The following is an 8,847-nucleotide window of genomic DNA, read 5'->3' on the forward strand; positions in this document are numbered from 1 at the left end:
TTGAGCGATATCATCGATTTTAGCTTGCATGTTGAGCCTCACTTTGATGAGATAAGAACCAAGCTCGGCATGCCGGGCCATAAGGTACATGCATAGTCTAAGGTCATGTAAAATCATGACATAATCATAATATCTCTGCATTTGTTATAAAACTTGTGCCTGTTCTTCACAGTTTCTCTGTAATCTTTCCGTATATTAGACACAGTAGAACATGAACAATTTAATGAGGGTTCAACATGAAAAAGGTTTTGGTGGCATTAGCGATCTCCTGCAGTACATTCATGCTGAGTCATGTTGCAATAGCCTCCCCTCATTTCAATGCTGAATCACAAATGGATAGCCGTCATGGGCATGGCAAGAAAGGCCGTGAATTCCGTGAAAATGATCAAGGGCAACATGATAAACGCCGTATGCGTGAAGAACGCGGGGTCAAACGCCTGCAACAGCTCAGATGGCAGCCTGGCTATGTCATGCCGCAGCATTATCGTGGCAATGGCTATAAAGTCGAATATAAAGAGCATAACCTGCCTCGACCAGATCGCAAACAGCAGTGGTATAAAATTAACAATGACTACATTCTGGTCAATTCTGAAAATAACAGCATTATCCGGATTGTGGGGGATTAATTCACCATCCTGTTCAAGCTCCGATCCTCGTATCGACTCAACCATGTTTGGGTCTTTTTTTATTTTCAGCAATTGAAAATTTTTGAACTAAAACTCCTGCTGATTTTCACACTTTTGGTTCAAGTGATTTATCTTCTAAATTTCTTCATGAATTTAACAATTTAACTAAATAGCCCTCACGCTTTCTATGTACTTATTCGCTAATTTAATCTCATCGAAATCAGATCTACATTTTAGGTGAGAGCCATGAAAAAAGTCCTAACTACAATTGCGTTATCCCTAAGTGCTTTGTTGGCTACTTCTGCAATGGCAGCACCACAGCATGACCCGCGTTATAACCATAATCCGCATAAACCGGCACCGCACTGGAATGCCAAAGACAGTAAAAAATGGAATGACGACCGTCGCTGGAATGATGACCGCCGCCATAACAACCGTATGGTTAATCCAAGCCGTGACTGGCGCGTAGGACAAAGCTTACCGCGTCAATACGATAACAAGCGTTTTGAAGTGAGTGATCGCGAAGCTCGCCGTTTACCGAATACCGGCCGTTTCCAGCAATGGTACAAAGTCAACAATGACTACGTTCTGGTCAATGAACGTAGCAATAGAATTGTACGAATCATCAATTAATTTTTCTCCATTGCTGCTCGTCTTGCAGACACCTGAAGTCCCCTTCAGGTGTTTTTTTATTTCTGCACTTCCACTTGCGTTTTTTTTCATTAGAATCAAAGCTGGATCTTCAATCATTGAAATAGGCACAGGCATGACTTCAGCAGAAACCTCACACAGCACAACATTGCAATATGTGCACTGGTTTCGCCATTCTGCGCCTTATATCAATGCGCACCGCAATAAAACCTTTGTGATCATGTTTGATGGTGAAGCGGTCTTAAATGACAATTTTCAACATATCATTCACGATATCGCCTTATTGCACTCTTTGGGCATTCGGCTGATTCTGGTACATGGTGCACGTCCGCAAATTAACCAGAATCTGGCCCAGAGCCAGATCAGTACGCCCTTTCATCAGCAGCGCCGGGTAACCACACGTGAATCCTTAAGCTGTGTGATGAATGCGGTCGGTTCGATTCGTCTGCAAATTGAAGCCCTGCTGTCTATGGGACTGGCCAACTCACCGATGTATGGTGCCCGTATTGATACGGTTTCAGGAAATTTTGTGACGGCCAAACCTTATGGCATTCGTGATGGCATAGATTTTCAGCTCACTGGTGAAGTCCGCGCGGTCGATACCGATGCGATTCAGCGACATCTGGACAGCCATAATATTGTGGTGCTTGGCCCGACTGGTTATTCCACCACCGGCGAAGTTTTTAATCTATTGGCTGAAGAAGTTGCGACCAAAACTGCGATTCGACTGAAGGCAGATAAGCTGATTTTTCTGGGCAAGCAGCATGGTTTAATGGACAGTAACGGCCAGCTCAAACGCGAAGTCACCCCGCAACAGCTGGATGACTATATTCCGGCAGAACAAGATGGGCTTGAAAGAGGCTTGCAACTTAAGGCAGCACAAGAGGCCTCCATGAACGGCGTACATCGGGTGCACCTGATTTCCTATGCCTATGATGGTGCGCTACTTGAAGAGCTGTTTACCCGAGATGGTTCCGGCACCTTGGTCACTGACGCGCATTATGAAGAAGTGCGAATGGCAGATATTCAGGATGTCGGTGGCCTGATCGGCTTGCTGCGTCCATTAGAAGAAGAAGGGATTCTGGTCTATCGTTCCCGTGAACGTCTGGAAAATGAAATTAACCAGTTTGCCGTGATTGAACGGGATGGCATGATTCTGGCCTGTGCAGCCCTTTACCCGATTCCGACCACGGGCGATGAATTACGTTCTGCAGAAATTGCCTGTGTCGCAGTGCATCCAAGTTATCGCCAGTCCAATCGCGGTAGCCAGATCTTGCATTATCTTGAAGAAAAAGCCAAAAGCATGCAGATTCAGCAGCTGTTTATTTTAACCACGCGTACCGCGCACTGGTTTCTGGAACAGGGCTTTGAACCAACTTCAGTCGATGACCTGCCGGATGCTCGTCAGGCATTTTATAATTATCAACGCAATTCAATCGTTTGTAAAAAGTCACTTTAAGGTGACTTTTTCTTTGAGTGCCTTAGCTTAATTTCAGATAAAGATATCTGACAATTCCAATTTAAATTTTAAAATGCCATTGCTGCTTTTTAGCTAAATATATCAGCAGATTGAATTTATAAAAATAAATATATATTTCATAAGCTTGATTAATTTTATTGGCAGATCTTCATTGTCATATAAATCACTTTTTCGCATAAGTTTTGCGTTTTTTTATTTATCTTTTTTCTTCATTAGAAATTCCTGAATAGTTATTTTTTTAGAAAAACAAAAACGATTAGCGTATGTCTAGGTTTTATTCGCTAGTTTTCACTTTCGGGAGTTTTGCTTCATGCGCCAATCTAATGTTCAGTTTTTAGCAAAAACTGCAGTACTCGGTACTGCAATGGCTGGCGTCATGATGCTTTCTGGCTGTTCAAAACAGGAAGATACCACCACCCTAAACATTGGTTTCCAAAAATACGGCGTACTGCCAATTTTAAAAGAACGCGGCACGCTAGAAGCCTCATTAAAAAAACAAGGCGTAAATGTGAAATGGGTGGAGTTTCCGGCTGGCCCACAGTTACTTGAAGGCCTGAATGTCGGCAGCGTGTCTTTTGGTGAAGCAGGTGAAGCACCCCCCATTTTTGCCCAGGCAGCGAACTCAAATCTGGTCTATGTCGCAAACCAGCCACCAGCGCCTAAAGCCGAAGCCCTAATTGTACCGAAAGACTCCCCGATTCAATCGATTCAGGATCTGAAAGGCAAACGTGTGGTCTTGAACAAAGGTTCCAACGTGCATTATTTACTGTTGAAAGTTCTTGAAGCCAACAATCTGAAACTCAGCGATATTGAAGTGATTTACCTGCCACCCTCTGATGCACGTGCAGCTTTTGAACGTGGTGCAGTGGACGCTTGGGTGATTTGGGATCCATTCTTTGCCGCTGCTGAACATCAAATTGGCGCGCGTGTGATTGCCACGGGTGAGAACATCGTGAGCAATCACCAATTTTATCTGGCAGATCGCAAGTTTGCAGAAAGCCATCCTCAGGTGGTACAGGCAGTCGTCAATGAACTGAATCTGACCACGGACTGGGTTGCAAAAAACCAGGATGCAGCAGCCAAACTTCTGCAACAACCGACCGGTCTGGCCGTTGATGTCTTAAAAACCTCGATTTCCCGTATGGGCTTTGGCGTTAAACCTCTCACGACTGACGTGATTCAAAAACAGCAACAGGTGGCAAATGCGTTTTATGCGCAGCAGCTGATTCCACAAAAGCTGAATATTGATGCAGCGATTATTAAATAACAACAGAATAATTCGAGAATACAGATGCGTCATTTAAAAACGGTTTCCTACCTCAGTTTAGCCTTATGCAGCTTGGCTCTGACTGCTTGCCGGAAACACAAGCCACAGCGAAGCACTGCTGCAGAACATACAGCACGGCAACAGGTTCAAAGCATTGCGATGAGTTTTCAGAAATCAGCCTTGAATCTGCTGGTAGCACGCAATGACAAGCTGACCTGTTCCAGCGGGTTCAATTAATTCCTAATCACATTAGCGTCCAGCAACAGATTTGGTCGCCTACTACTCCACATTAATTTCTGAGCAATTTAATTTTAAGGATATCGAGCATGAAAATTTTCTGGTTTATCCCAACACATGGTGACAGTCGATACTTGGGCACCAGCAAAGGTGCACGCCAAGTCGATCATGCCTATATGAAGCAGATTGCAGTTGCGGTCGATAACTTAGGTTATGAAGGTGTCCTGATTCCCACAGGCCGTTCATGTGAAGATCCTTGGTTAACAGCTGCCAGCCTGATTGATGCAACGAAAAAACTAAAATTCCTGGTGGCACTTCGTCCCGGGGTGACCACACCTGCGCTGGCGGCACGTATGGCTGCAACCTTTGACCGTTTATCCAATGGCCGGGTGCTGCTAAATCTGGTTACTGGTGGTGATGAGCAGGAGCTAAAAGGTGATGGCGTCTATGAAGATCACAAAACCCGCTATAAAACTGCCACTGAATACACCACTATCTGGCGTGAAATTCTGAAGCGTTCACATACTGGTGAAAGCTTCACTTTCCACGGCGAACGCTTAAGTGTCGATGATGCCAAACTCCTCTATCCACCTGTACAACAGCCACATCCGCCGCTCTGGTTCGGTGGTTCTTCAGATGATGCGGTTGAGCTGGCCACCGATCAGGTGGACACTTACCTGACCTGGGGTGAACCACCAGCAGCAGTCAAAGAAAAAATTGAAAATGTCCGTGTCAAGGCAGCCGCTAAGGGTCGTGAACTGAGCTACGGTATCCGCCTGCATGTGATTGTGCGTGAAACCAATGAACAGGCTTGGGCAGCAGCAGAAGAACTGATTCAATATGTCGATGATGCCACCATTGCAGCGGCCCAAGCCAAGTTCAAATCTATGGATTCGGTCGGTCAGCGTCGTATGGCTGAATTGCACAACGGCGACCGTAGCAAGCTGGAAGTATCGCCAAACCTCTGGGCCGGTGTAGGACTGGTGCGTGGTGGCGCAGGGACTGCATTGGTCGGTGACCCGGAAACTGTCGCAGCACGTATTCAGGAATATGCGGACTTAGGAATTGATACTTTCATTTTTTCTGGTTACCCGCATCTGGAAGAATCCATCCGTTTTGCCGAACTGGTGTTCCCATTCCTTCCACTGGAAACCCAGAAAAAATTGGCTCAACCAAACTTGACGGGTCCATTCGGTGAAATCGTAGCGAATAACTACACACCGGATGAGAACAAGCAGGCTGAGAAAATTCAGGAGTCTGTTTAATGTCGAAAGTCGTTTCCGTTGAAACCCTCTCAAAAAAGCAGGTTTCACGTGGAACAATTCTGGGGCGGCATTTGCTGCCCTGGCTGGTTCCAGTTGTATTGATTGCCATTTGGCAAATTGCTTCCAGCACAGGTCTACTGGAAAGCCGGATTTTGCCTGCACCCACTGCAGTAATTTTGGCCTTCTGGAATTTATTGCTCAGCGGCGAACTCCAGACTCATGTACAAGTCAGCGCAGGACGTGCCATCAGCGGCTTATTGGTCGGTGGTGGTTTAGGTCTGTTATTGGGTCTGTTAAATGGTTCATCCAAAATCGCCTCTACCCTGCTCGATACCACTTTGCAGATGATCCGCAACATTCCGGCGCTCGCGCTGATTCCATTGGTGATTCTCTGGTTCGGCATTGATGAATCCGCCAAACTGTTTTTAGTCGCGATCGGGGTATTTTTCCCGATTTATATCAATACCTATCACGGAATTCGCTCAGTCGATCCACAATTGATCGAGATGGGTAAAAGCTATGGCCTCACGCGTTGGCAGCTGTATAAAGAGATTATTCTCCCGGGAGCAATGCCTTCCATTTTAGTCGGGCTACGCTTTTCTCTAGGGCTGGTCTGGGTGCTTTTGATTGTTGCCGAAACGATTTCTGCCCAGTCCGGTATTGGCTATATGACCATGAATGCACGCGAATTCCTGCAAACGGATATCGTCCTGGTCGGTATTTTACTCTATGCCCTGCTCGGTAAACTGGCCGATGTGCTGGCAGTCGCCTTAGAACGATTCCTGCTGCGCTGGCATGCCGGCTATCAAAAATAAATTGAAATGAGGAGCATGTAATGACTGATCTGAGTTTAGGGCGTCATGTCAATGACCCGATTGCACCACCCGAGCAACCTGCGAAAGATATCAATCCGAATGCAGCCCTTGGTGCCGAAATCATTATTGAACAATTGCACAAATTTTATGGTTCAGTCAAAGTTCTGGAAGATCTGGATCTGCATATTCAACCGGGCGAATTTCTGGCGATTGTCGGTCGTAGTGGTTGTGGTAAAAGTACCCTTTTGCGCCTGATTGCTGATCTGGAAAAACAGAGTTATGGCGAAATCAAGTTTAAATCCGCACGGCATATCCGTGAAGGAATTACTGCAGATGATATTCGGGTGATGTTTCAAGACCCGCGCCTGCTGCCATGGCGTAGCATCGAACAGAATGTACAATTAGGCCTCGGCAAAGAGCAACATGCCAAAGCTTCACACATGCTGGAAAAAGTGGGCTTAAAAGAAAAAGCCGGGCTGTGGCCATCACAGTTGTCTGGCGGTCAACGTCAACGGACTGCCCTAGCACGTGCATTATCGCATCAGCCCCGTATTCTGCTGCTGGATGAACCACTCGGCGCCCTGGATGCCCTGACACGTCTGGAGATGCAAAACCTGATCGAACGCTTATGGACCGAGCAAGGCTTTACCGCGATTCTGGTGACTCATGATGTCAGTGAGGCAGTGCAACTGGCAGACCGGATTATCCTGCTGGATAAGGGTCATATTGCCAAAGAGTTTCGGGTTGGCTTGCCACGTCCACGGCAAAAAAGCCTGAAATTTGCAGAACTGGAACAGCAAGTCTTACAGGCGGTTTTGGCCACCTAAATATCCGATGAAGCCCAGAATAGGGGAGTTTTGGGTTTCATCTTCAAGCCAAGTCCTGAGCTGAATTTAAAACTGCAGGCTAATCTGGGTCATAAAAGCATTCATTTTTTGACTCTATTTCAAAATAAAAATATTTCAATAATTTAAGTATTTTCATAAACTTGCATTTTTTGCTCTGGCTTGATGCATTTAAGCCATTTTAAATATTGATCTAGAGGATAAATCATCATTATTCAAAAAATTAGCCATGGACTGTGTGCACAAATCTGATGATTTGCCGTACAATTGAGGATTCCCATTTTTTCATTGTTTTTTATATTTGCTAATGGAACAAAAAAAGAGTACTCAAAAACGCAACCAGCTGCTGAATGCTGCACTAGATGTATTTTCCCTGTACGGTTTTAATGGGGCAAGTCTAGATGAAATTGCACAGATTGCAGAAATGCATAAGTCGAATATTTTCTATTATTATGAAAATAAAGAAGCCCTCTATGTAGAGGTATTGACCACCGTTCTACAAAAATGGCTGGCGCCTTTACAAACCCTTGAGGCCGAACTTGAGCCTGAAGAAGCGATTACCAACTATTTAATGCAAAAAATTGAAGTATCGCGTACCCAGCCTAAAGCATCTCGTTTGTTTGCTTTAGAGGTGATCCAAGGCGCACCGCATATACTGGAAATTTTAAAAGGCCCGCTAAAGAAACTGGTGAAGCGTAAGGCCAAAGTCATTTCTAACTGGCAGGAACAGGGCAAGATTTCAGCAGATATCGATCCTGAATTGCTGATTCTGAATATTTGGGCCCTTACCCAGAACTATGCAGATTTTTCGACCCAGATGGAAATGGTGACAGGGAAAACCTTGCGTAACCGCAGTATGCAGCAACGCATTATCCAGCATACGGTCAATATGATGTTATACGGCGTGATTCCACGTACGGATAAATAAGCAAGCGCTTCTGATTGGCATACGACCATAGCTGCTATGGTCGCCGAGCAAACTTACCCTTCTCTCTTATTTTACCATTCGATATAAATCTAATAACTTTTTCGCACCCAGTAACAGGTTTTCTTCCCAGTCCAGATGCGCAGTCTCATTGGCCCCATCCGTAATATACTTGACTGAAATCAGGCGAACACCGAGCTTCTTACACACTTTTGCCAAGGCATAACCTTCCATATCGACCAGATGACATGGCACTTTCGCACTACCGGTTTCAAAACTGTCGCCTGTCCCGCAAATTCCTTTGGGTAAATGTTCAAAGAAAGCCTCCAGTTCAATCGCGGCAGGATAATCCTGATCCATGGGTGTTACGCCGACTTCAAAACCGAGTGGTGAAACATCCATATCACGCTGTACAAACTGACTGACTTCAATCAGGTCATGAGCATTAAAATGCGAGCTGCCGGCTGTACCCAAATTCAGCAAGGTTTTGCAGCCCGTTTTTTGAATCACCTCGAAGGCTTTAAAGGCTGCGTTCACTTTACCAATTCCGCTGTAATGCACATTTATGCCTTGAGCTTCAAACAAGCCTTTTGATTCATTGGGTAGCGCCATGATGAGTGCCAGATTGGACATTTGAAATACCTGATACAAAGAAAAATACAAAGAAAAGCGCTGACATTAGAAAGCAAAATTCGCTGAATGAAAAGCAGGAATGCGCTGATCGGATCCATTTAAA

At 45.2% G+C, this 8,847-nt stretch carries 10 protein-coding genes; 9 read left to right on the forward strand and 1 reads right to left on the reverse strand.

Going from position 1 to position 8,847, the window contains the following annotated elements; genetic code table 11:
- Positions 1–236 precede the first annotated feature (236 nt).
- The 9 genes from FTV48_RS13305 to FTV48_RS13345 all read left to right on the forward strand — a co-directional run bounded on the left by FTV48_RS13305 (position 237) and on the right by FTV48_RS13345 (position 8,114).
- The gene (locus tag FTV48_RS13305; protein WP_005173376.1) at positions 237–626 is read left to right on the forward strand and encodes an RcnB family protein; all 390 of its coding nucleotides are present in this window, start codon (positions 237–239) and stop codon (positions 624–626) included.
- A gap of 246 nt (positions 627–872) precedes the next feature.
- Positions 873–1,259 carry an RcnB family protein gene (locus FTV48_RS13310; protein WP_005173379.1) on the forward strand — a complete coding sequence of 129 codons (387 nt, stop codon included), beginning with the start codon at positions 873–875 and terminating at the stop codon, positions 1,257–1,259.
- 133 nt (positions 1,260–1,392) lie between these two features.
- Positions 1,393–2,736, forward strand: coding sequence for an amino-acid N-acetyltransferase (argA, locus tag FTV48_RS13315; RefSeq protein WP_005173384.1), 1,344 nt, complete (start codon positions 1,393–1,395; stop codon positions 2,734–2,736).
- Positions 2,737–3,067: 331 nt separating this feature from the next.
- Positions 3,068–4,024, forward strand: a complete 957-nt coding sequence (locus FTV48_RS13320) for a sulfonate ABC transporter substrate-binding protein (protein ID WP_180000660.1) — start codon at positions 3,068–3,070, stop codon at positions 4,022–4,024.
- A gap of 24 nt (positions 4,025–4,048) precedes the next feature.
- The gene (locus FTV48_RS13325) at positions 4,049–4,261 is read left to right on the forward strand and encodes a hypothetical protein (protein ID WP_100329554.1); all 213 of its coding nucleotides are present in this window, start codon (positions 4,049–4,051) and stop codon (positions 4,259–4,261) included.
- Between the two features lie 89 nt (positions 4,262–4,350).
- On the forward strand, positions 4,351–5,526 hold the full coding sequence (ssuD, locus tag FTV48_RS13330; RefSeq protein WP_180000662.1) for an FMNH2-dependent alkanesulfonate monooxygenase: 1,176 nt from the start codon (positions 4,351–4,353) through the stop codon (positions 5,524–5,526).
- Positions 5,526–6,341 carry an aliphatic sulfonate ABC transporter permease SsuC gene (gene ssuC / locus FTV48_RS13335; RefSeq protein ID WP_005173397.1) on the forward strand — a complete coding sequence of 272 codons (816 nt, stop codon included), beginning with the start codon at positions 5,526–5,528 and terminating at the stop codon, positions 6,339–6,341. Before ssuD ends, ssuC begins: the two co-directional genes overlap by 1 nt.
- A 20-nt stretch (positions 6,342–6,361) precedes the next feature.
- On the forward strand, positions 6,362–7,168 hold the full coding sequence (locus FTV48_RS13340) for an ABC transporter ATP-binding protein (RefSeq protein ID WP_100329557.1): 807 nt from the start codon (positions 6,362–6,364) through the stop codon (positions 7,166–7,168).
- A gap of 325 nt (positions 7,169–7,493) precedes the next feature.
- Complete coding sequence (locus FTV48_RS13345; protein ID WP_005173402.1) at positions 7,494–8,114, forward strand: TetR family transcriptional regulator C-terminal domain-containing protein; 621 nt, start codon at positions 7,494–7,496, stop codon at positions 8,112–8,114.
- 66 nt (positions 8,115–8,180) lie between these two features.
- On the opposite strand, the gene FTV48_RS13350 is transcribed toward FTV48_RS13345, so the two are convergent.
- On the reverse strand, positions 8,181–8,744 hold the full coding sequence (locus FTV48_RS13350) for a 5'-methylthioadenosine/S-adenosylhomocysteine nucleosidase (RefSeq protein ID WP_005173404.1): 564 nt from the start codon (positions 8,742–8,744) through the stop codon (positions 8,181–8,183).
- Positions 8,745–8,847 lie beyond the last annotated feature (103 nt).

It is taken from the genome of Acinetobacter sp. YH18001, assembly GCF_013416975.1.
In the GTDB taxonomy this organism is placed as follows: domain Bacteria; phylum Pseudomonadota; class Gammaproteobacteria; order Pseudomonadales; family Moraxellaceae; genus Acinetobacter; species Acinetobacter pseudolwoffii.

Excerpts from the sequence above, each read along its gene's own strand:
- FTV48_RS13320 (WP_180000660.1), top strand. The coding sequence starts at position 3,068 with ATGCGCCAATCTAATGTTCAGTTTTTAGCAAAAACTGCAGTACTCGGT.
- argA (WP_005173384.1), top strand. The coding sequence starts at position 1,393 with ATGACTTCAGCAGAAACCTCACACAGCACAACATTGCAATATGTGCAC.
- FTV48_RS13310 (WP_005173379.1), top strand. The coding sequence starts at position 873 with ATGAAAAAAGTCCTAACTACAATTGCGTTATCCCTAAGTGCTTTGTTG.
- ssuC (WP_005173397.1), top strand. The coding sequence starts at position 5,526 with ATGTCGAAAGTCGTTTCCGTTGAAACCCTCTCAAAAAAGCAGGTTTCA.
- ssuD (WP_180000662.1), top strand. The coding sequence starts at position 4,351 with ATGAAAATTTTCTGGTTTATCCCAACACATGGTGACAGTCGATACTTG.
- FTV48_RS13305 (WP_005173376.1), top strand. The coding sequence starts at position 237 with ATGAAAAAGGTTTTGGTGGCATTAGCGATCTCCTGCAGTACATTCATG.
- FTV48_RS13325 (WP_100329554.1), top strand. The coding sequence starts at position 4,049 with ATGCGTCATTTAAAAACGGTTTCCTACCTCAGTTTAGCCTTATGCAGC.
- FTV48_RS13350 (WP_005173404.1), bottom strand. The coding sequence starts at position 8,744 with ATGTCCAATCTGGCACTCATCATGGCGCTACCCAATGAATCAAAAGGC.
- FTV48_RS13345 (WP_005173402.1), top strand. The coding sequence starts at position 7,494 with ATGGAACAAAAAAAGAGTACTCAAAAACGCAACCAGCTGCTGAATGCT.
- FTV48_RS13340 (WP_100329557.1), top strand. The coding sequence starts at position 6,362 with ATGACTGATCTGAGTTTAGGGCGTCATGTCAATGACCCGATTGCACCA.